The organism is Streptomyces sp. NPDC048496, from assembly GCF_043200055.1.
In the GTDB taxonomy this organism is placed as follows: Bacteria; Actinomycetota; Actinomycetes; order Streptomycetales; family Streptomycetaceae; genus Streptomyces.
In genome coordinates this window covers 355,272-376,690 of record NZ_JBICXB010000002.1, presented here as the reverse complement: position 1 = coordinate 376,690, position 21,419 = coordinate 355,272, and the positions used below count along the sequence as shown (strand labels likewise).

Below are 21,419 nucleotides of genomic sequence, written 5' to 3'. Positions count from 1 at the left end.
CCACAGCAGCATCGGAGGCGCTCATGCCCGAGCCCGAGAGCACCCAGCCCGACCCCGTGATAGCCCTGCGCGGAGCCACCGCGACCCTCGGCGCGCGCCCCGTGCTGCGCGGCGTCGACCTCACCGTGCACCGCGGCGAGGTCGCCGCGCTGCTCGGCGCCAACGGCTCCGGCAAGTCCACGGCCGTCCGGTCCGTCATCGGCCAGGTCCCGCTCACCGGCGGCTCGGTCGAGCTGTTCGGCACCCCCCTGCGCCGCTTCCGCAGCTGGGCACGGATCGGCTACGTACCGCAGCGCACCACGGCGGCCAGCGGGGTTCCCGCCACCATCCGCGAGGTCGTCTCCGCGGGGCGGCTGTCCCGTACGAAGCTGGGGCTGCTCCGCAAGGCGGACCGGGCCGCAGTCGACCGCGCCATCGCCCTCGTCGGCCTCGCCGACCGGGCCGGGGACTCGGTGAGCGCGCTCTCCGGCGGTCAGCACCAGCGGGTGCTGATCGCGCGGGCACTCGCAGCCGAGCCCGAGCTGCTGATCATGGACGAGCCCATGGCCGGCGTCGACCTGGCCAGCCAGGAGATCCTCGCCGAGACGCTGCGCGAGCAGGTGGCGGCCGGCACCACCGTGCTGCTCGTCCTGCACGAGCTGGGCCCGCTGGAACCCCTCATCGACCGCGCGATCGTCCTCCGCGAGGGCTGTGTGATGCACGACGGGCCGCCCCCGAAGGCCGTCGGCCAGCACGCGCTGCCCGGCCACGACCATGTACACCCCCATGCGGCTTCCGAGCCCGTCCGGACGGGACTGCTGACCTGATCATGGAATTTCTCCAGCCCCCCTTCATGCAGCGGGCCCTGCTCGCCGCCGTACTGGTCGGCGTCATCGCCCCCGCCGTCGGCATCTACCTCGTGCAGCGCCGCCAGGCCCTGATGGGCGACGGCATCGGCCACATCGCGATGACCGGTGTCGGTCTCGGCTTCCTGCTCTCCACCAGCCCGGTCTGGATGGCCACGGCCGTCGCCGTCGTCGGCTCGATCGTCATGGAACTGGTCCGCTGGTACGGACGCACGCGCGGCGACATCGCGCTGGCCATGCTCTTCTACGGCGGTATGGCGGGCGGTGTGCTGCTGATCAATCTCTCCGACACCGGCTCCAACGCCAACCTCACCTCGTACCTCTTCGGCTCCCTCTCCACGGTCTCGTCCGAGGACATCACCGCGATCTGCCTGCTCGCCGCCTTCGTGCTGCTGGTGACGCTGGGGCTGCGGCGGCAGCTGTTCGCGGTCAGTCAGGACGAGGAGTTCGCGCGGGTCACCGGACTGCCGGTGCGCGCACTCAATCTGCTGATCGCGGTCACCGCGGCGGTGACCGTCACCGTGGCGATGCGGGTCGTCGGTCTGCTGCTGGTCAGCGCGCTGATGGTGGTCCCGGTCGCCGCGGCGCAGCAGATCTCGAAGTCCTTCAAGGTGACGTTCGTGCTGTCCGTCGTCATCGGTACGGCGGTGACCCTGGCCGGCACCGTGACCTCCTACTACCAGGACGTACCGCCCGGCGCGACCATCGTGCTGCTGGCCATCGGCGTCTTCGTCGTGCTGACCCTGCTCGCCACGCCGCTGGCCAGAAGGCGCGCCCGCAGCAGCGATGCGGTCTCGGCGGAGTGCACCCTGGAAGGGGAGACTCCGGAAATACCGGCTGCCCGCCCGGCCACGAACGGCGTCCGGGTCTGACCCCGGCGCCCGGGCGGGCTGGCACAATGGCCCGACACATGTACGGGCGACGTGAGGAGGCACCTGTGGCGACGGCGCCGATCAGTGGAACGAACGCAGCCCCGGTACGCGGCCGGTCGACCCGGCAGCGGGCCGCGGTGGCGGCGGCGCTCGACGAGGTGGACGAGTTCCGCAGCGCCCAGGAGCTGCACGACGTACTCAAGCACCGCGGTGACTCGGTCGGACTGACCACCGTCTACCGCACCCTGCAGTCCCTCGCCGACGCGGGCGAGGTGGACGTTCTGCGCACGACGGACGGTGAGTCCGTCTACCGGCGCTGCTCGACCGGCGAGCACCACCACCATCTGGTGTGCCGGGTCTGCGGCAAGGCGGTCGAGGTCGAGGGTCCCGCGGTGGAGCAGTGGGCGGAGACGATCGCCGCGCAGCACGGGTATGTGAACGTGGCCCACACGGTGGAAATCTTCGGGACGTGCGCGGAGTGCGCGACGGCGACGGGGAGCTGAACGGGACCGGCGGTACGCGGGACCGGCGGGCGGTGCTCGAAGGAGCGCCGCCCACCCGTGCGTCGTGGTGACGGCCGCCGGTGCGTGAGGCGGTGGCCGCCGGTGCGTCGCCACCGAGCGGCGTGGTCGCGCCCTTGCCGGTGACCACCACAGTGCGGTTCTTCTTGTCCACAGAAACCTGTCTCCAACGTCTGAACCGGAATTGCGCGGCCCCGGGTCCGCTCCGGCTCTCTCTGTTTCTCACTGCGTCTTGGGGCGATCGAACAGTCATGGATGGCGGATGAGCGTGGTTTCCATGCCCCCTTCCCCGACTGCTCCGACGGCAGATACCACGGCGCGTTCAACGGCCGATCCCATGGCTGATGCCGCATCTGATTCCGTGGCCGCCTCCGTGCCTCTGAACGTGTGGAGCGGAATGGGGCGTCCCCCCTGGGCGTGTGCCCATTGGTGCGGAATTCCGCCCTCCCGGTCCTGGGCGGTGGCGATTTTCCGGGATATGCGTACGGCCGTCGCCAGCAAGGGGCCGACGCATCGCGGTCCGCCGGCCCCGGCGGGATCCGTCACCAGGGACAGGGACGCGATGACGGCTCCGTCGCGGTCCCGCAGCGGGGCGGCGACCGCGAAGGTGCACCGCTCCGTCCGGAAGTCGCCTGCGGCGTAGCCCGAGCGCCTGACCTGGCTGACGATCCTGCGCAGGACCAGGGGGTCGGGCACTGCCCCTGCCGTGTGCCGGGTCGGCGTGCGGGCCAGGATGTCCTCCTGCGCGTCGGGGCTCGCGTAGGCGAGCAGGACGTTTCCCGAGGCCGTGGTGTGCAGGGGGAACCGGTCGCCGACGGTCATCGGTGCCACGCGCACCGGACCGCCCCAGCCGAGACTCTCCAGCCAGATCCCCTCGGCGCCGTCGCGGACCGAGAGATTCACCGTTGCTTTCGTCTTCTCGTGGAGTCGCAGCATGTGCGGCAGCGCCGCGGCGCGCAGCGCGCGGTGCCGCGGCGCATGCGCGGCCAGTTCCCACAGCCTCAGCCCTATGGTGTATCTGCCCCCTTCCCCCCGCTCCAGCACCCTCAGGGAGACGAGCTTGGTCGCCATGCGGTGTGCCGTCGCCACGGGAAGGCCGGAGAGGCGGCTGATATCGCTCACCGACAGCGAGTGGTCCCGACCGCTGAAGACACCGAGAACACTGAAGGCGCGCTCGACAACCGAGCGGCTTTCCGTGGTGTTGCGGATTTCCATCCGTAGGCCTCGCTTTCGCCTGCTGCATCTTGATGCACTGCGATCCCCCGATGAAGCGAGCAAGATCTTCACAGGTAGGGAGCAATTGCGAAGGTCGCTTCGATGACACCGAGGAAGCCAGTGCCCGAACAACCACGTCACCCGCCCGCCGGCGGCGACGGCATGAGCGCCGTCGCGCGACGGGCGGGTGATCGCCAGGGGCCGGTCGTCTCCGGACCAGCCGTCACCCCGGTTGCCGCACGGGCCGCGTGACGGGGCATCGGAACCCGGCCACGCGGCCGTGCCGGGTCACTGCGGCGGCAGGTCGCGGCGCGGGTGCCGGGGGCGCAGGGAGGGGTCGACCGCGGGGATGCCCACTCTGAAGAAGACCAGCGGGCGTTCGCCGTCCTCGGCCCCGCACAGGGCGGCCAGGTCCCCGACCGTGTGCGGACAGTCGATGACATGGCTCTGGGGGTGGACGTAGATCCCCTGCCGGAAGAGGTCCAGCCAGAGGCGGGTGACCAGACGCCCGGCCGTCACCTCCTGGGCCGGGTCTTCGCCCTTGCCCAGGATCACCAGGACGACGCCGTCACCGGCGGTCGCGCCGGAGGAGAGCGGGGTGAGGAGACGCGGCAGCCCCAGCGGGCGCAGCGCCCGGTAGACGGCCGGGGAGAAGAGCAGCCCCATGAGGAAGCGCTCCACCCGGTTCAGTACCAGCGTGACGTCGTTCAGACCGTCGCGGTGGTACTTGGGGTGACGGGGGCTCAGCCGGGTCCATGCCATGAGTTCGGCGGCGATTGCGGGGTCGCCGAAGAACCAGTGGTAGGCGCGGACGAGCAGCGGCCTGGCCGCGGCCGTGCTGATCGCGGCCACTCGGAAGCCTGCCGTGCGGGCGGTTTCCCGCGCGGCCTCGATCGCCTCCGGGTCGATCTGCTGCGGGGTCCAGGCGCCGCGCCAGACCCGGCGGCCGGCGATGTCGGACGCCCGGAAGCCGGTGTCGTAGGGGCACTCGGCCGGCCGCAGCCGTCCCACGCGCCGGGCCGTGGTGTCGAGGTCGAGCTCGAAGCCGACGGCGATGCCCTTCTCGGCCGCGGCGATGAGCAGGCTCTCCACGTACGTGCCCAGCGACAGCCGCAGGTCGCGGTGGGCCGGGTCGCTCGGCCCCAGCGCGTCCTCGGCGCGCCAGCCGACCTCGACGTGGTCGGTGCCGTGGCGGAGCTCCCAGGGCTGGGTGTTGTGCGCGTTCGCCGCCCGGGAGGCCTGGGTGGCGACCTCGCTCAGCCGGTCCAGGAACGTGGTCGCCTTCTCGGGACTCGTCATGCTCTGGCCCCGTCCATGTGACGCCGCTCCTCGGCCGCGGCGGTGTCCGCCCCGGTGGTCGGGCCGGTGGCGGGGGCCGTTTCCCCGGCCGACTCCCGGATGCCGAAGCGGCCGTGGACGCTCCGCAGCCAGGAGGGGGCCCACCAGCTGATGCGGCCGGTGACCCGCAGCGACGCCGGTACGAGCGCGCCGCGCACCAGGACGGCGTCGATGAGGATCGCCAGGCCGGTTGCGGCACCGTACAGCTTGATCAGGGAGACGCCGGAGGTGAGCATCGCGAAGAAGGAGACCGCGAGGATGGCCGCGGCCGCGGTGATCACCGGCCCGCTCGCGCCGAGGCCGTCGCGGACGGCGGTGGCCAGGTCGCCGGTGCGCTCGTAGTGCTCCTTGATCCGGGAGATCAGGAAGACTTCGTAGTCCATCGACAGTCCGAAGGCGATGCAGAAGACCAGGACCGGCATGGAGACCGCCAGCGGCGAGGGGGTGAAGCCGAGGGCGTCGGAGAGGTTGCCGTCCTGGAAGATCCAGACCGTCACGCCGAGGATCGAGACCAGGCTGAGCAGGTTGAGCAGCAGTGCCCTGACCGGCTGGACCACGCTGCCGGTGAGCAGGAACAGGAACAGGAGGCTGAAGACCACGATCAGGACGAGGGCGATCGGCAGCTTGTCGGCGATGGACTGGTTGATGTCGGTGACCTGGGCCGCCTGGCCGCCGACGAGCACGCGGTTGCCGGCCGGGGGGTCGAGGTCCCGTACGTCGCGGGCTAGTTGGGATCCCTCGGAGGAGTACGGGGCCACGTCCGTCTGGACCTGGAGCCAGGTCGCAGTGCCGTTGTCGTAACGGGCCGCCTGGGCCGCCGGCATGGGAGCGGCCCTGGCGCCCTTCTCGAAGACGCCCGCGGCGCTGACGACCTTGGTCACCTCGTCCGTCCGGGACAGGGCGGTGGCATACGTCGCGAGGTCGGCGTCGGTGCCCTTCCAGTTCCGGGCGACCACGTTGAGCGCGTGCTCGTCGCCGGTGCCGAAGTCCTTGCGCAGCGCCTCGGCCACGACCCGGCTCTCGCTGCCCTTCGGCAGCACCCGCTCGTCGGGGACGCCGAACTGCGAGTGGCCGAAGGGCAGTGCGATGCCGATCAGCAGGATGACGACGGGCGCGGCGAGCAGCAGCGGCCGGCGGAACGCGAGACCGGCGATGCGGCCCCAGGTGGTGTTCGCGGCGGGGCGGGGCGCGGTCCGCCGGGCCCAGCCCAGGGCGTCGATCCTGTCGCCGAGCAGGATGAGGGCCGGCGGCAGCAGCAGGAGGGCGCCACCGACGGACAGCAGGACCACCGAGATGCCGGCGAAGGCGAAGGAGCGCAGGAAGTACTGGTCGAAGACCAGCAGCGTGGCGAGGGCGGCACCGACGACGCCACCGCTGACGAACACGGTGCGGCCCGCGGTCGCGCGGGTGACGCGGAGGGCGTCGGCGTTGCTGCGGCCGGCGGCGCGTTCCTCGCGGTAGCGGGTGACGATCAGCAGGCTGTAGTCGACCGCGAGACCGAGGCCGAGCGCGGTGACGAGGTTCACCCCGAAGACCGAGACGTCGGTGAACCGGGAGAGGACGTTGAGAATGCCCATGGAGCCGACCACGGTGAGCAGCGCGAGCAGCAGCGGGAGCAGCGCCGCGATCACGCCGCGGAACACGAGAACGAGCAGCAGCAGCGTCAGCGGGATCGCGATGCTCTCCGCGGCGACGATGTCCTTCTCGATCTGTGTGTTCATGTCGTTGTTGACGGCGTTGATGCCGCCGAAGGACACCGCCACGTCGCCGTCCGGGTCGGACAGGTCCTCGTGGAGCTTCTTGGTGGTCTTGAGGCTTTCGTTCTCGTCACCGTTGACCCGGACCAGGACCAGTCCCGCGTCGTCGGTGCGCAGCGACGGGTCGGGGGTGGCGAAGTACGAGGCCACGATCCGGGCGCCGGAGCCGTCGCCGATCGTCTTGGTGACCCGGCGGGCGGCAGCGCGCGCTTCGGCGCTGTCGACCCCGCCCTTGGCGTCCTTGATCATGACCACCATGTTGGGCTGGCTCTCCGGGAAGGAGTGCTCCAGCGCCGAGGCGGCGGCCACGGAGTCGGAGGCGGGGTTGTCGAACCCGCCGGACTTGAGGTTTTCGAGTACTCCTGCGCCGGCCGCGCCGGTGATGATCAGGAACAGCAGCCCTGCGAGCAGGGTGAACCACGGGCCGCGTCGGCTCTGCCGACCGCTTTCGGGTGGCACCGAAGTGGTCACCATGGGAGGTCCTTTCGTTCTTCTCTGACGGTTCGTCCGATGCGTGTCCGGGCTCTGCCGAGCGCTGTCGGGCCTCATCGGTACTGGGGGGATGCGGAGGTACTGGGCGTTGCGTCGAGGAGCACGGCTCGTCCTCCGCAGGACACGCCTGTCGATGGACCGACCCGAGTCAGAATGATGCTCCCATTCGAGAGCACCGATCTGAATATGAATCAGTGTTGCCATTAAGTGAACACTGGTCCAAGAGCAATGCTCCGACCGTGGACCAGTGATCCAACCAGCGACCGCGGGGCAAACTTGAGGCCACGAGCGAGATCCGAGGAGCCGGAGAAAGGGCCCGCGCCGAGGCCGGCGCGGCCATCAAGGAGGAGGCCAGGCGCCGGCTCGCGGCGGAGGGGGCTGCGCGGCCGTCCCTGCGGGCGGTGGCCCGCGAGCTGGGCATGGCACCGTCGGTTGCCTACCGCTACTTCCCGAATCGCGGCGATCTCCTCACGGCCCTCACCGTCGACGCGTACGACGCCCTCGGCGCCGCCGCCGAGGCCGCGCTCGCGGAAGCCGGGACGGCGCGGCGATACCGTACGGACACCCGCGGGACACACGCGACGGCAGATCGACACCCCGCCCTTTAAGCCATGTTCATTCCGCTGAGTGAAAAGGTGCGCCGCCGCCCCTCCCCGCCTGCAGAACCCTGAAAGCGCGGCGCGAAGTTGACGCATGAACAGATCATGACGCTCCATCACCACGGCTGCCGGGGCTGTTCGTTTCACGAAATTCCCGGCACGATCTGTCATTTCGTGTACTTCTGACGCTGCGTCATGCAATCCGTCAATATCGGATCGGGGTATCAGCAGCTGTGACTGGTATAGCCATCGTCGGCATGTCGTGCCGCTTTCCCGGCGCCGGGAACCTCAACGAGTTCTGGCAGATGACCCTCAACGCCGAGCCGCAGTTCGCAGGGGTGCCCGAATCGCGCTGGGATCACTCCAAGTACCACAGACCAGGCGATTTCCGGGAGCCGCACAGTACGTACACCGACCGGGTGGCCTTCCTCCCCGCCATCGACCGGTTCGCCCCGTCCCACTACGGCGTGCCACCGCGCCGGGCGAGGGCCATGGACCCCCAGCAACGCCTCTTCGTCGACCTCGCCCGGGAGGCCCTGCAGGACGCCGGCTGGGAGCGGGGCTCCTTCGACCGCGCGACGACCGGCGTGTTCGCCGGGGTGTCCTCGATCGACTACCGCGACGCGGCCTTCGCACGGATCAACGCCAGGCTCCTCGCGGACGGTTCGTTTCACGTCGGCGAGGACGACCCCGAGCTCCTGGCCGGCCTGGAAAAGGCCGCCGGGTCGGCGGTCGTGCCCGTGGGACCGTTCTCCATCGCCGGTGTCATCGGCAACATGGTGCCGGCCGCCGTGAGCGAGGTGTTCGACCTCGGCGGTCCCTCGTACGCCGTCGACGCGGCCTGCTCGTCGGCGCTGGTGGCACTGGACACGGCGGTACGGAGCCTGCGGTCGGGCGGGTGCTCGGTGGCTCTCGTCGGCGGGGTCTTCCTCAACCTCACACCCAACGCGCTGATCGGCTTCTCCCGGGCCGGCGCGCTCTCCCGGGACGGCGCGTGCCGGCCGTTCGACGAGCGGGCGGACGGCTTCGTGCTCGGTGAGGGCGGCGGTGTGCTGGTGCTCCGCCCGCTGGCGGACGCCCTGGCAGCCGGCGACCGCGTATACGCCGTCGTGAACGGCGTCGGCACCGCCAACGACGGGCGCGGCGGCGGCCCGATGACGCCGCAGGCCCAGGGGCAGCTGGCCGCGCTGCGCGCCGCCTACCGGGACGCCGGAGTGGCCCCCGGGGCGATCGACCTGCTGGAGGCCCACGGCACCGGCACGCCGGTCGGCGACCGCACCGAGATGGAGGCGATACGCCTGCTGCGCGACGAGGCGGGCCAGACCCGGCCCTGCTACGTCTCCTCGTCCAAGGCCCTCATCGGCCACACCCTCTCCGCGGCCGGCGCGGCGGGCCTCGTACGGGCCGCCCTGGCCCTGCACCACGGTGTCGTACCGCCGCAGCCCGCCGAGCACCGCGCCAGCCCCGAGCTGCGGCTCGACGAGTCGGGGCTGCGCCTGGCCACCGCGCCGCAGGAGTGGCCGCGGGGCGAGCTGCGCCGGGCCGGGGTCAGCTCGTTCGGCTTCGGCGGCACGAACGTCCACGCCGTCCTCGAAGGCGCGCCGCTCCCGCAGTCCGGGGCCGATCCCGCCCCGGAGCGGCCCGAACGGGAGGACGAGCCGTGTCTGTTCCTCCTGTCCGCCGGTTCGATGCCTCAACTGGCCCGGCACGCCCGGGAGATCCGGGACGCCGTCATCGCGTCCGCCGCGCGGCCCGCCGCGGTGGCCCGCACCCTGGCCGGCCGCGAGCTGCTCACCGCCCGGCTGTCGTTCGCCGCCGCCACGCGCCAGGAGCTCCTCGACCGGCTCGACCTGGCCGCCCGGCGGCTGGACGAGGGCGCCATCGGCGAGCTGGCCCCCGGCGTCCACGCCGCGGCCAAGCCGCTGCCCGAGGCGGAGCGGAAGATCGCCTTCGCCTTCCCCGGGCAGGGGGCGCAGCAGCCGGGGATGCTCGCCGACCTGGTCCGGCGCTTCCCGGCGTCGGCCAGGCGCGCCGAGGAACTGACCGCCCTGACCGCCGAGGCGTCGGCGGAGCTCCCCGCGCGACTGCCCGACCTGCTCTGGGCGCAGCACGGGCCCGACGACGCCGAGGCGATGGCGGCCCTCACGGTCACGGACCTGTGCCAGCCCGCGCTCGGCATCACCGCAGTCGCCACCACCGAGCTGCTGGCCGCCTGCGGCATCGTCCCCTCCCTCACCGTCGGGCACAGCGTCGGCGAGTTCCCGGCGGCGGCCGCGGCCGGCGCGATCGCGGCGGACGAGACGGTCCGGTTCATGGCCCGGCGGGGCGCGGCACTCGCCGCCGCCGTACCGGCCGGAACCGGCGTGATGCTCGCCGTTCAGGCGACGCACGAGAAGGCGGAGAAGCTCGCTGCCGACGTGGACGGGGTCTGGCCCGCCTGCTACAACCACGAGCACCAGCTGGTGTTCAGCGGCGGCGAGGCGGCCGTGGAGCGGCTGCGCGAGCGCTGCGCGGAACGCGGCGTGGCCGCGGTGCGGCTGCGGGTGTCGCACGCCTTCCACTCGCCGCTGGTGGCCGCGGCCGACGAGGCGGTGACCCATCACATCGCGGCCCTGCCGCTCGTGGCGCCCGCCCGTACCTTCGTCTCCGGCGTCGGCGGCCGGGTGTGCGACCGGCCGGAGGAGATCCGGGACCTGTGGAGCCGGCACAACAGCGTCCCCGTCCGCTTCAGCGAGGCCGTCACGTCGGTGGCGGACGCCGGGGCCCGTTTCCTGGTGCAGCTCTACGGCGGCGACTCGCTGCTGCGGATGGCTCGGCGCACCCCCGGTGCCAAGGTGCTGGACGTCCTGCCGCTCACCACGAGCCGGCCGGACGGCGCGCGGGCCTTCCTGACGGCGCTGGGCAGGCTCGCCGTGGCGGGTGCGCCGGTGGATCCCGCCCCGCTCTTCCCGGCGGACGCCCCGCCGCTGCTGTCGCTTCCGCCGTCACCCCTGGAGACCTCGTCCTTCACGATCCTCAAGGGGACGGGCCGGAAGGAGACCACCGACGCCCGGCGCCCCGGCACCCCGGCCCCTGCCGCCCTGACCGCCTCTGTCGCCCCTGCCGCCTCCGTGGCCTCTGCGGCCGCCGTCACGGCCCCGGCTCCGGTCGTCGTCGCGTCCACGGCCGCCGTGCCGTACGGCTCCACGATCGACCACACGTCCGCCGCCTCCACCCACTCGAACGGTGAATCGAGCATGAGCAGCCTTATCTCGTTCCTCCACGCCCAGGTCGATCTGCTGCAGGCGGTCGGCGCCGTCGCGGTCGACGGCCCGGTACCGAACGATGCGCCGGCGACCGTGACCGCGGCTGCGCGTCCGGTCCCCGTCCCGGTGCCACCGGCCGACGTCCTCACGGCCGACGCCCCGGCGGTCGCGACCGCTGACCCGGCAGACGTGGTGGCGTCCCGTGTGCTCTCCGCGATAGCCAAGGTCAGCGCGTACTCCGAGGACTTCCTGCAGCCGGAGCACGTGTTCGCCACCGACCTCGGCTTCGACTCGATCATGCTCGCCGAGCTCGCCGCGGGCCTGCGCAGGCAGTGGCCGGACATCGACGTGCGGGCCTCGGACGTGGTGAGGATCAGCACCGTCGGCGAGCTGATCACGACGGTCCAGGAGCTCCTCGGCACCGCCCCCACCACCCCCGCCCCGATGCCGGTACCCACCGAGGTCCCCGCCGTACCCTCCGTGCCCGCGCCCCGCACCGAGGCCGTCCCCGCGCCGGACCGCACCGCGACCGGTGATGTCAGGGCCCTGCCCGAAGTCGTCGCCACGCTCGAACGCTCACGCATGTACGAGCGCTTCGGCGTCCGCAACCCCTACTACCTTCCGCACGAGGGCACGATCCGGGACGTCACCCGGGTCGAGGGCACCGAGCTGATCTCGTTCTCCAGCTACAACTACCTGGGCCTGTCCGGCCACCCGACCGTCGTCAAGGCCGTGACCAAGGCGGTCAAGCAGTACGGCAGCTCGGTCTCGGCCGCCCGCATCCTGTCCGGCAACCGTCCGCTGCACGAGGAACTCGACCGGGGCCTCGCCCGCCTCGTCGGCGCCCAGGACGCGGTCACGCTGGTCAGCGGCCATGCCACCAACGTCACCGTCATCGGTCACCTGGTGGGCCCCGAGGACCTGATCCTGCACGACGCGCTCGCGCACGACAGCATCATCCAGGGCTGCCGTCTGTCGGGGGCGAGCCGCCAGCCGTTCCCGCACAACGACATCGCCGCCCTGGACCGGATCCTGCACCAGGTGCGCGACCGCTACCGCCGGGTGCTGATCGTGGTCGAGGGCGTGTACAGCATGGACGGCGACATCGCCGACCTGCCCGCCCTGATCTCCGTCAAGCAGCGGCACGCGGCGCTGTTGATGGTGGACGAGGCCCACAGCATCGGCGTGCTGGGCAAGACCGGTGGCGGCATCGGCCGGCACTGGGGCGTCGACGCCGACGACGTCGACGTGTGGATGGGCACCCTGTCCAAGTCACTGGCGAGCTGCGGCGGTTACGTGGCCGGCCGGCACGAGCTGATCGAGCACTTCCGCTACACCCTCCCCGGCTTCATCTACAGCGCCGGCCTCACCCCGCCGAACACCGCCGCCTCCCTGGCCGCGCTGCGGGTGATCCAGGAGGAGCCCGAGCGACTCGACCGGCTCCACCAGCGCTCGGCCCTGTTCCTGCGGCTCTCCGCGGCGGCCGGGATCGTCGTCGGTACCAGCGGGGGCACGCCGGTCGTGCCGTGCATCACGGGCGACTCGGAGAAGGCCCTCAAGCTCGCCGACCGGCTCTACCGGCGTGGCATCAGCGCCAACCCGATCCTGCACCCGGCGGTCGAGGAACGGCTGGCCCGGCTCCGGTTCTTCATCACCTCCGAGCACACCGAGGAGCAGATCGAGTACACGGTGAAGGTCATGGCCGAGGAGCTGGCGAAGCTCGCCTGACCCGTCGGCATCCCGACCCCGTCGGCGTCCTGAACCGTCGGCGTCCTCGTCGGCGCACGGAGCGGGCGGACCGAGGCACCCGGGTGCCTCGGTCCGCCTCCCCGGGTCAGACCGCCGTGTCGGGGCCCGCGTCCTTGCCCCGCATGGCGAGGAGTTCCTCGTTCGGGACGGCGCCACCGAAGCGGCGGTCCCGCTGGGCGTACTCCAGGCAGGCCCGCCACAGGTCACGGCGGTCGAAGTCCGGCCACAGCACATCCTGGAAGACCATCTCGGCGTACGCGCTCTGCCAGAGCAGGTAGTTGGAGGTGCGCTGCTCGCCGCTGGGGCGCAGGAAGAGGTCGACGTCCGGCATGTCCGGGTAGTAGATGTACTTCGCGAAGGTCTTCTCGTTGACCTTCGCGGGGTCCAGCTTTCCGGCCGCGACGTCCTCCGCGATGCGCTGCGCGGCGTCGGCGATCTCGGCCCGGCCGCCGTAGTTGACGCAGAAGTACAGCGTCATCCTGTCGTTGTCCTTGGTCTGCTCCTGGGCGACCTGGAGCTCCTGGACGACGGACTTCCACAGCTTCGGCATCCGGCCCACCCAGCGGATGCGGATGCCCAGTTCGTCCATCTCGTCGCGGCGGCGGCGGATGACGTCCCGGTTGAAGTTCATCAGGAACTTCACTTCTTCCGGGGAGCGCTTCCAGTTCTCGGTGGAGAAGGCGTACAGGGAGAGGTTCTTGACGCCCATCTCGATGCAGCCCTTGAGGACGTCCATGACGACACCCTCGCCGACCCTGTGGCCCTCGGTGCGCGGGAGACCCCGCTCCTTGGCCCAGCGGCCGTTCCCGTCCATGACGACGGCGACGTGTTTGGGCACCAGCTCGCCGGGGATCTTCGGGGGCGTGGCCCCGGAGGGGTGCGGCTCGGGGGTCTTGTAGTCGCGCCGGTTACGGCCGCCGAGGATCCCGCGTACTGCCATGAGCTGTCTCGTCTCCCTGTGCCTGCTGTGCCTGTGTTACTTCTCTACGTATCGCAGCGAGCGCAGTCCGCGCTCCAGATGCCAGTGCAGATAGGCGGACACCAGCCCGCTCCCCTCCCTGACATGCCGCGCCTCGCACGCGTCGGCCGTCTCCCAGTCACCGGTGAGCAGCGCGCTCAGCAGGGCGACGGCCTCAGCTGAGGGTACGACGCTGCCGGGCACCCGGCAGTCGCCGCATATGACGCCGCCCGCCGCGACGGAGAAGAACCGGTTCGGACCGGGCATTCCGCACCTCGCGCAGTCCTCGAAGCTGGGTGCGTAGCCGTTGACCGCGAGGGAACGCAGCAGGAAGGCGTCGAGGATCAGGTTCGGGGCGTGCTCCCCGCGGGCGAGGGTGCGGAGCCCTCCGACGAGCAGCAGGTACTGCTGGACCGCGGGCTCGCCCTCGTGGTCGGTGAAGCGCTCGGCGGTCTCCAGCATCGCGGTGCCCGCGGTGTACCGGGCGTAGTCGGTGACGATGCCGCCCCCGTACGGTGCGATGGTCTCGCTCTGGGTGCAGAGAGGCAGTCCGCGGCCGATCAGCTCGCTGCCGCGGGCGAAGAACTGCACGTCCACATGGGAGAACGGTTCGAGGCGGGCGCCGAACTTGGACTTCGTACGCCGCACCCCGCGCGCGACGGCCCGCACCCGGCCGTGGCCGCGGGTCAGGATCGTGATGATCCGGTCGGCCTCGCCCAGTTTCTGCGTGCGCAGCACCACGCCGTCGTCCCGGAACAAGCTCATGCGCCCATTGTCCTGTACTCGGCCAGCAGAGCGGGCCCGCCCCGGAAGACCGCCCGCGACGGGCGCCCCGGTTCAGCTTCCGTCGGCCGGGCCGCCGGCCGGTACCGCGAGCCCCGACTCGTACGCCACGATGACCAGCTGCGCCCGGTCCCGGGCGCCCAGCTTGCCCATGATCCGGCTGACGTGGGTCTTGGCGGTGAGCGGGCTGAGGCCCAGGGTGCCGGCGATCTCGGTGTTGTTGAGTCCGCGCGCGACCAGGCCGAGCACCTGCCGTTCCCGGTCCGAGAGGCAGTCCGGACCGCCCGGGGCGCCCCGGAACGGCAGCTCGGGCCCGCGCAGCACACGGGAGATCAGCCGGGCGGTCGGGCCGGGCGAGAGCAGGGCCTCGCCCGCCGACACCGTTCTGATCGCCGCGAGGAGTTCGGCGGGCCTGGTGTCCTTGACCAGGAAGCCCGAGGCGCCCGCGCGCAGCGCCTCGACGACATGCTCGTCGGTGTCGTACGTGGTCAGGACCAGCACCTTCACCCCGGCGAGCTCCCCGTCGGCGGCGATCAGCCGGGTCGCCTCGATGCCGTCGAGCTCCGGCATGCGGATGTCCATGACGACGATGTCGGGCCGGTGCGTGCGGGCCAGGCCGACCGCTTCGAGGCCGGTGCCCGCCTGTGCCACGACCTCCATGTCGGACGCCGACTCGACGAGCATCGCGAACGCCGCCCGGACAAGGGTCTGGTCGTCGGCGAGCAGTACGCGGATCATGGTGCGGTCTCCCCCTCGTGGCAGGGCAGCACCGCCGCGACCTCGAAGCCCCCGGCCGGGCCCGGCCCGGCCGTCAGCGTGCCGCCGGTGCTGCGTGCGCGTTCGCGCATCCCGACTATGCCGAACCCGGGTGCCGAGCCGTTCGCCCGGGGTCCCGCGCCGTCGTCGGTGACCTTGACGCTCAGTGCGCCGCGGCCGTCCGGTTCGACGGCCACCCTGATCCGTACCTCGGGTCCGGCATGGCGCAGCGCGTTGGTCAGCGACTCCTGCACGATCCGGTACGCGGCCGCGCCGGTCGCCGGGGCCACCCTGCTGCCCGGTGTGCGGACGGCCAGGTCGACCCGGGCCCCGGCGGCCTCCGCGGCTCGCACGAGACCGGGCAGCGCCACCAGGTCCGGCAGCGGTCCGTCCGCCTCGTGTCCGTCGCCGCGCAGCACCTGCAGGGTGGTGCGCAGTTCGGCGCGTGCCTCCCGGCAGGTGTCGGCGATGTCCTCCAGCGACCGGGCGACCGCCTGCCGGTCGAGCCGGTCGGGGTCGACGGTCAGGATGTGCGAGGCCACCGAGGTCTGGACGCCGATCAGGGTGATGCTGTGGGCCAGCAGGTCGTGCAGGTCGCGGGCGATCCGCAGCCGCTCCTCGGCGACCCGGCGCCGGGCCTCCTCCTCCCGGGTCCGTTCGGCGCGTTCGGCGCGCTCCAGCACGGAAGCGACGTACTGGCGGTAGATGCGCACATCGACGCCGCAGAACAGCACGGCGATGATCCACCCGGAGATCCGCAGCAGCTGCAGGCCTTCATGGGCGTTGATGGTGAGCACCACCGTCACCATGACGGAGAGCACGCCGATCCCGGTCAGCAGCGTGCGCAGGGGCCGTCCGGTCACCGCCACCGTGTAGAGGGCGATCCAGGTCTGCGGCATCGGTGCCGAGTGCGCGTTGTCGAGCGCGTGGTACAGCACCAGGATCGGGATCATGGCGACAAGGACGAGCAGTGGGCTGCGCCGCCGCCACACGATCGGTACGGCGCTCGCGACCAGCAGCACCCAGCCGAGCCCGTCCGGCGTCCGCGCCTGGTCGGTGGTGAGGGCGAGGACGGCGGAGAGCGCACCGGCGCCCCCCGCGACGAGGGCGTCGGTGCGCGTCTTGTGCGGTGCGTGCAGGGGATCGCGGTTGACGACCGCCAGGATGCGTTCACGTCGGCGCGTGGGTCGGGACACGCCGCCATCCTCCGGTACGCGCACGGGCACCGTCACCGGTTCCGTACGAGTTCGGGCTCGCGCGGCCCGGGGGCGGCGGGCGTCCGGCTGAGCTTCCCCGGCCACCAGATGGTGCGCTGGAGTGCCACGCTCGCCGAGGTCACCAGGTAGGTGCGGACGAGGAAGGTGTCGAGGAGGACACCGACCGCGATGACGAAGCCCATCTCGACCAGGCTGACCATCGGCATGTTCGTCAGGACGGCGAAGGTGGCCGCGAGCACCAGTCCGGCCGAGGCGATCACACCGCCGGTGGTGCGCAGGGCCGTGAGTGCGGCAGCGGTCGGCTCGGCGCCGGAGAGCGCCTCCTCGCGGACCCGGTGCATCAGGAAGATGCCGTAGTCGACGCCGAGCGCCACCAGGAAGACGAAGGAAAGCAGCGGCAGTCCGGGATCGGTGCCCTTCAGTCCGAGGACCGGTTCGAAGACCAGCCCGCCGATGCCGAGGGCGGCGCCCCAGACGGCGACGACCGCGGCGACGAGCAGCAGCGGGGCGACGAGGCTGCGCAGCAGGGCGATCAGGATCAGCAGGACGGAGAGGAGGACGAGCGGGACGACGATCTTCAGGTCCCGGGCGTCGGCCGTCTCCAGGTCCATCTGCTGGGCGCTGGGACCGCCGACATGGCTGCCGTGCAGTCCGTCGCGCAGGGCCTTGATGGTGGCCTGTTCGCCCGCGGACTCGGGGGCGTCGGTGGCGGCGACGGAGAGTTCGGTCCAGCCGCCGCCGCTGCGGCCGCGTTCGACGGCGGCGACACCGTCGGTGGCGCGGGCCTTCGCCATGGTCTCGGCCACCCGGTCGGTGGGGGCGATCACGGTGATCGGCTGGGTGGACCGCGCGGGGTAGGCGGCGGCGAGTGTCTCCATCGCGGAGATCGAGTCCGGCTTGCTGGTGAAGGAGTCCTCCTGCTTCAGGTCTCCGGGCATGTTGAACGCGCCGAGCGCCAGCGCCCCCAGCAGCACACCGCCGCAGGCGAGTACGGCGACGGGCCGGCGTCCGGCCGAGCTGCCCATCGCGGCGAACAGTGAACGTCGTTGCCCGGGCGTGCTGCCGTACGCGGGGACGAGCGGCCAGAACACCCGGCGGCCGAGCAGGACAAGGAGCGCGGGCAGCAGCGTCAGCATGGCGAGCAGCGCACAGAGCACGCCGACAGCGGCGATGGGGCCCATGCCGCGGCTGCTGGTGAGGTCGGCGGCGAGCAGGCACAGGAGGCCCGCGGCGACGGTGCCGGAGGAGGCGAGGACAGCGGGTCCGCAGCCGCGCAGGGCGGCGGTCATGGCGTCGTACGGCCTTGCGGCGCGGCTCAGTTCCTCGCGGTAGCGGGAGACGAGCAGCAGCGCGTAGTCGGTGCCCGCACCGAAGACGAGGATGGTCATCACGGCGGAGCTCTGGCCGGTGACGGTGACGTCGAAGCCCCGGTTGAGCCCGTAGACGACGGCCATGGACAGCGCGTCGGCGACGCCCGCGACGAGGAGCGGCACCAGCCACAGCAGCGGACTGCGGTAGATGACGATCAGCAGGATCGCCACGACGGCGACGGTCGTGTAGAGCAGCGGTCCGCCCAGCGACGTGTAGACCTCCTGGGAGTCGACGACCAGCGCCCCAGGGCCGCCCACCTCGACGCTCAGCCCGCCGCCGCCCTTCGCGACGTCGCGCACCTCGTCGACGAACGTCTTCCTGGCCTCGTCGTCCTGACCGGGCTCGGTCGAGGAGACCGGGTACATCAGTGTCGTACCGTCCTTGGCGGGGACGCCCCTGGGGGTGCCGGTCAGTGTGTGGCCGCCCGCGAGCGCGGTGGCCTGCCGGTCCGCCGTGGCCCGGTCGGCGGCGGTCAGACCGCCGTCGCGGTGGTAGACGAGGACGAGATCGGTGGACTCCCCGCCGGGCAGCGCGTCCTGGATCTTCGCCACCTGCGTGGAGTCGGCGCTCGCCGGCAGGTAGTCGACGGCCCGGTTGGTCTGTACGCCGGCGAGCTTGCCCGCCAGGGGCCCGGCGAGCGCGATCACGGCGACCCAGACCGCGAGGACCGCCCAGGGCAGCATGCGTTTCCGGCTGCCCGCCCGGGGCGGTGTGCCGCTGTCTTCTGTTACGGCCCTCATCACGGGCCCCCCTTCGGCCGGTTGTCCGGTACGTGTCCAGACTCCCGGCCGCCGGGGGCCGATTCGTCGCGCTGGGGGCCGACTTCGCGGCTACGCCCGGGGTGGGCGAAGGGGCGCCCGTACTCCTGCGGGAGTACGGGCACGGTGCGCAGCGGTGTATGTCACGAGGGGGTGCGCGCCGCCGCGGCGAGCAGCCGGGCCGTGTCCTCCGGGCAGAGCTGCAGCGCGGCGCCGACCGTGGTCAGCACCTCGCGCTCCGCCGGGCCGTACGGGCCGTCGGCGAGCGCGATCCTGGCGCCCTGCAGGAGGATCGACTCGCGTCCGCCGGGCGCCAGGTGCGGGGCGAGGGGTTCCAGCGCCTCGTGGAGCTCGATGGCGAGGGCGGCGCCGCACGCCTCGGCGGCGGCGTCGAACGCGGAGCCGTGTCCGATGTCGGCGGCGAGGACCTCGACGACCGTCGAGAGCTGGTCCTCGGTGCAGTCGTCGATCCCGGCACCGCGCACGGTGGCCACCGCCGTCTCCAACGCGGTGCGGGAGGCGGTACCACCGGCGGCGAGGACGCCGAGCGCGACGATGTGGACGGCGTCCCGGAGCATCGCGGAGAACCGGGTGGTGGTGGGGTGGTCGAGCGCGTCGGTGCCGAAGTGGGTCCGGCAGGCGGCGCATTCGACGACGGGGCCCACGGCGCCGCGGCGCAGCAGCGGCACGCCGAGCACGGCGAAGCGGCGACGGCCGGTGAGACGGCGGTAGTTGCGGTCGCCGCCGCAGCCGGGGCAGAAGAACTCGCCGTCACCGACGGCGTCCCAGACGGTGCGGATGCCGCAGATACGCAGCTTTATGGCGCGTTGTCCCAGGGCTGACCGCACGTCGCACACCTCCGTAACGCTCCGGCAACATTGCCGTGTTGACGTGATGTTAACCACAGTCGCGATGTGACGTCAGCACCTCGCTCGTCACAACCGTCGGGAGATGGCCGAACCCCGCCCCCTGGAGCGGGTGGGCGGGGTCCGTCGGCCCTTTCGGGCGCGGGGTCAGCGGGTCGCGCGGTTGACCGCGGAGACGACCGCCTTCAGCGAGGCCCGTGTGGTGTTGGCGTCGATGCCGATGCCCCACAGGACCTTTCCGTCGATCGCGCACTCGATGTACGAGGCGGCCTGGGCGCTCGCGCCCTCGCTCATGGTGTGCTCGGTGTAGTCCAGCAGGCGGGCGTCGATGCCGATGGCCTGCAGCGCTTCGAAGAACGCGGAGATCGGACCGTTGCCGGTACCGGTCAGCACGGTGTCCGCGCCGTCCACGGTCGCGTCGACGGTGATCGTGTCCTGGCCGTCGGAACCGGTCGTGGTCTGACCGGAGCGGATCTGTACGCGCCCCCAGGCGTTCTCCGGATTGGGCAGGTACTCGTCCTGGAACGTGGACCAGATCTGCGTCGGCGTGACCTCGCCGCCCTCGGCGTCGGTCTTGGCTTGAATGATCCGGGAGAACTCGATCTGCATCCGGCGCGGCAGGTCCAGCTTGTGGTCGTTCTTCAGGACGTAGGCGATTCCGCCCTTGCCCGACTGCGAGTTGACCCGGATGACCGCCTCGTACGAGCGGCCGACGTCCTTCGGGTCGATCGGCAGGTACGGCACCGCCCACTCGATGTCGTCGACGGTCTTGCCCTGGGCGGCCGCGTCGGCCTCCATGGCGTCGAAACCCTTCTTGATGGCGTCCTGGTGGGAGCCGGAGAAGGCGGTGTAGACCAGGTCGCCCGCGTAGGGGTGGCGCGGGTGGACCTCCATCTGATTGCAGTACTCGCTGGTGCGGCGGATCTCGTCGATCTGCGAGAAGTCGATCTGCGGGTCGACGCCCTGCGAGAACAGGTTCATGCCCAGCGTCACCAGGTCGACGTTGCCGGTGCGCTCGCCCTGGCCGAACAGGCAGCCTTCGATCCGGTCCGCACCGGCCATGATCGCCAGCTCGGCGGCGGCGACGGCGGTGCCGCGGTCGTTGTGCGGGTGGACCGACAGGCAGACGTGCTCGCGGCGCGACAGGTTGCGCGACATCCACTCGAACCGGTCCGCGTGCGTGGACGGCGTCGAACGCTCCACGGTGGCAGGCAGGTTGAGGATGATCTCGCGGCCCTCCTCGGGCTGCCAGACGTCACAGACGGCCTCGCAGACCTCCAGGGCGAAGTCCAGCTCGGTGTCGGTGAAGATCTCCGGGCTGTACTGGTAACCGAAGATCGTCTCGTCGCCGAGGATCTTCTCCGCGTACTCCATGACCAGTCGGGTGCCGTCCACCGCGATCTGCTTGACCTGCTCCTTCGAACCGCGGAAGACCACGCGGCGGAAGGTGGGAGCGGTGGCGTTGTACAGGTGCACCGTGGCGCGCCGCGCACCGACCAGTGATTCGACAGTTCGCTCGATCAGCTCTTCGCGGGCCTGGGTCAGGACGGAGATCGTCACGTCCTCGGGGATCGCACCCTCTTCGATGATGGAGCGCACGAACGCGAAGTCGGTCTCGCCGGAGGACGGGAAGCCGACCTCGATCTCCTTGTACCCCATGCGTACGAGCAGGTCGAACATCTCACGCTTGCGGGCCGGGGACATCGGGTCGATCAGTGCCTGGTTGCCGTCACGCAGGTCGGTGGACAGCCAGCGGGGCGCCACGGTGATCCGGTTGTCCGGCCAGGTGCGGTCGGGGATCTCGACGGCCTCGTACCGGCCGTACTTGTGGACCGGCATCCCGGACGGCTTCTGCAGCTGAGTGGCGTTGGTGATCGGCGTGGGCCGGCCGACGGCGTTCTCGGCGGGGGTCTGAGCGGGATTCGCGACGGTCATGACGTACGGCTCCTCGGGGTCCAGCGGTGGGACGGCCGACTGTGTCGCTGCAACACCAGACTCCGCGGGGAGGGGGTCGGCCTACGACTACAGGCCCTCGCCGCGGCAGCTAAGAAGAAGCAGCCCGAAACGCATGATGCGA

The 21,419-nt window shown here is 71.6% G+C and carries 14 protein-coding genes and 1 pseudogene; 5 read left to right on the top strand and 10 right to left on the bottom strand.

All coding sequences use genetic code 11. The features are described 5' to 3' along the window. Positions 1-23: 23 nt before the first annotated feature. From ACGFSA_RS03880 to ACGFSA_RS03870, 3 genes are all read left to right on the top strand, one after another. The gene (locus ACGFSA_RS03880) at positions 24-806 is read left to right on the top strand and encodes a metal ABC transporter ATP-binding protein (protein ID WP_393299221.1); all 783 of its coding nucleotides are present in this window, start codon (positions 24-26) and stop codon (positions 804-806) included. 2 nt (positions 807-808) lie between these two features. Next, entirely contained in the window at positions 809-1,717 is a 909-nt protein-coding gene (locus ACGFSA_RS03875; protein ID WP_393299217.1) for a metal ABC transporter permease, read from the top strand. A 65-nt stretch (positions 1,718-1,782) separates the two neighbouring features. After that, the gene (locus ACGFSA_RS03870) at positions 1,783-2,220 is read left to right on the top strand and encodes a Fur family transcriptional regulator (protein WP_393299214.1); all 438 of its coding nucleotides are present in this window, start codon (positions 1,783-1,785) and stop codon (positions 2,218-2,220) included. Between the two features lie 267 nt (positions 2,221-2,487). Here the strand turns inward: ACGFSA_RS03870 and ACGFSA_RS03865 are convergent, their stop codons facing one another. From ACGFSA_RS03865 to ACGFSA_RS03855, 3 genes are all read right to left on the bottom strand, one after another. Continuing rightward, positions 2,488-3,453, bottom strand: a complete 966-nt coding sequence (locus ACGFSA_RS03865) for an IclR family transcriptional regulator (protein WP_393299211.1) — start codon at positions 3,451-3,453, stop codon at positions 2,488-2,490. Between the two features lie 288 nt (positions 3,454-3,741). Next, positions 3,742-4,752, bottom strand: coding sequence for a hypothetical protein (locus tag ACGFSA_RS03860; RefSeq protein WP_393299208.1), 1,011 nt, complete (start codon positions 4,750-4,752; stop codon positions 3,742-3,744). Continuing rightward, entirely contained in the window at positions 4,749-7,022 is a 2,274-nt protein-coding gene (locus ACGFSA_RS03855) for an MMPL family transporter (RefSeq protein WP_393299205.1), read from the bottom strand. The genes ACGFSA_RS03860 and ACGFSA_RS03855 overlap by 4 nt, the downstream gene beginning before the upstream one ends. 311 nt (positions 7,023-7,333) lie before the next feature. Between ACGFSA_RS03855 and ACGFSA_RS03850 the strand changes: the two are divergent. Both ACGFSA_RS03850 and ACGFSA_RS03845 read left to right on the top strand, forming a co-directional pair. Beyond that, positions 7,334-7,579: pseudogene (locus ACGFSA_RS03850) on the top strand (TetR family transcriptional regulator); the annotation flags it as partial. A 293-nt stretch (positions 7,580-7,872) separates the two neighbouring features. Beyond that, positions 7,873-12,612: an aminotransferase class I/II-fold pyridoxal phosphate-dependent enzyme gene (locus ACGFSA_RS03845; RefSeq protein ID WP_393299202.1), complete on the top strand. Its 4,740-nt coding sequence runs from the start codon at positions 7,873-7,875 to the stop codon at positions 12,610-12,612. 106 nt (positions 12,613-12,718) lie between these two features. Here the strand turns inward: ACGFSA_RS03845 and ACGFSA_RS03840 are convergent, their stop codons facing one another. The 7 genes from ACGFSA_RS03840 to leuA form a co-directional block, all read right to left on the bottom strand. Beyond that, complete coding sequence (locus ACGFSA_RS03840; RefSeq protein WP_393299199.1) at positions 12,719-13,573, bottom strand: isoprenyl transferase; 855 nt, start codon at positions 13,571-13,573, stop codon at positions 12,719-12,721. 36 nt (positions 13,574-13,609) lie between these two features. Continuing rightward, positions 13,610-14,356 carry a DNA repair protein RecO gene (gene recO / locus ACGFSA_RS03835; RefSeq protein ID WP_037698093.1) on the bottom strand — a complete coding sequence of 249 codons (747 nt, stop codon included), beginning with the start codon at positions 14,354-14,356 and terminating at the stop codon, positions 13,610-13,612. A gap of 72 nt (positions 14,357-14,428) precedes the next feature. After that, positions 14,429-15,112 carry a response regulator gene (locus ACGFSA_RS03830; RefSeq protein ID WP_393299195.1) on the bottom strand — a complete coding sequence of 228 codons (684 nt, stop codon included), beginning with the start codon at positions 15,110-15,112 and terminating at the stop codon, positions 14,429-14,431. Continuing rightward, the gene (locus ACGFSA_RS03825) at positions 15,109-16,326 is read right to left on the bottom strand and encodes a sensor histidine kinase (RefSeq protein ID WP_393299192.1); all 1,218 of its coding nucleotides are present in this window, start codon (positions 16,324-16,326) and stop codon (positions 15,109-15,111) included. Before ACGFSA_RS03825 ends, ACGFSA_RS03830 begins: the two co-directional genes overlap by 4 nt. A gap of 32 nt (positions 16,327-16,358) precedes the next feature. Continuing rightward, positions 16,359-18,458, bottom strand: coding sequence for an MMPL family transporter (locus ACGFSA_RS03820; protein ID WP_393299189.1), 2,100 nt, complete (start codon positions 18,456-18,458; stop codon positions 16,359-16,361). A gap of 161 nt (positions 18,459-18,619) precedes the next feature. Beyond that, positions 18,620-19,324 carry a TerB family tellurite resistance protein gene (locus ACGFSA_RS03815; RefSeq protein ID WP_393299186.1) on the bottom strand — a complete coding sequence of 235 codons (705 nt, stop codon included), beginning with the start codon at positions 19,322-19,324 and terminating at the stop codon, positions 18,620-18,622. Between the two features lie 165 nt (positions 19,325-19,489). Further along, entirely contained in the window at positions 19,490-21,277 is a 1,788-nt protein-coding gene (gene leuA / locus ACGFSA_RS03810) for a 2-isopropylmalate synthase (RefSeq protein WP_393299183.1), read from the bottom strand. Positions 21,278-21,419: the final 142 nt, after the last annotated feature.

What these genes read in the sequence shown, in the direction of transcription:
- ACGFSA_RS03880 (WP_393299221.1), top strand. Translation starts at nt 24, where the DNA reads ATGCCCGAGCCCGAGAGCACCCAGCCCGACCCCGTGATAGCCCTGCGC.
- ACGFSA_RS03875 (WP_393299217.1), top strand. Translation starts at nt 809, where the DNA reads ATGGAATTTCTCCAGCCCCCCTTCATGCAGCGGGCCCTGCTCGCCGCC.
- ACGFSA_RS03865 (WP_393299211.1), bottom strand. Translation starts at nt 3,453, where the DNA reads ATGGAAATCCGCAACACCACGGAAAGCCGCTCGGTTGTCGAGCGCGCC.
- ACGFSA_RS03860 (WP_393299208.1), bottom strand. Translation starts at nt 4,752, where the DNA reads ATGACGAGTCCCGAGAAGGCGACCACGTTCCTGGACCGGCTGAGCGAG.
- ACGFSA_RS03855 (WP_393299205.1), bottom strand. Translation starts at nt 7,022, where the DNA reads ATGGTGACCACTTCGGTGCCACCCGAAAGCGGTCGGCAGAGCCGACGC.
- ACGFSA_RS03840 (WP_393299199.1), bottom strand. Translation starts at nt 13,573, where the DNA reads ATGGCAGTACGCGGGATCCTCGGCGGCCGTAACCGGCGCGACTACAAG.
- recO (WP_037698093.1), bottom strand. Translation starts at nt 14,356, where the DNA reads ATGAGCTTGTTCCGGGACGACGGCGTGGTGCTGCGCACGCAGAAACTG.
- ACGFSA_RS03830 (WP_393299195.1), bottom strand. Translation starts at nt 15,112, where the DNA reads ATGATCCGCGTACTGCTCGCCGACGACCAGACCCTTGTCCGGGCGGCG.
- ACGFSA_RS03820 (WP_393299189.1), bottom strand. Translation starts at nt 18,458, where the DNA reads ATGAGGGCCGTAACAGAAGACAGCGGCACACCGCCCCGGGCGGGCAGC.
- leuA (WP_393299183.1), bottom strand. Translation starts at nt 21,277, where the DNA reads ATGACCGTCGCGAATCCCGCTCAGACCCCCGCCGAGAACGCCGTCGGC.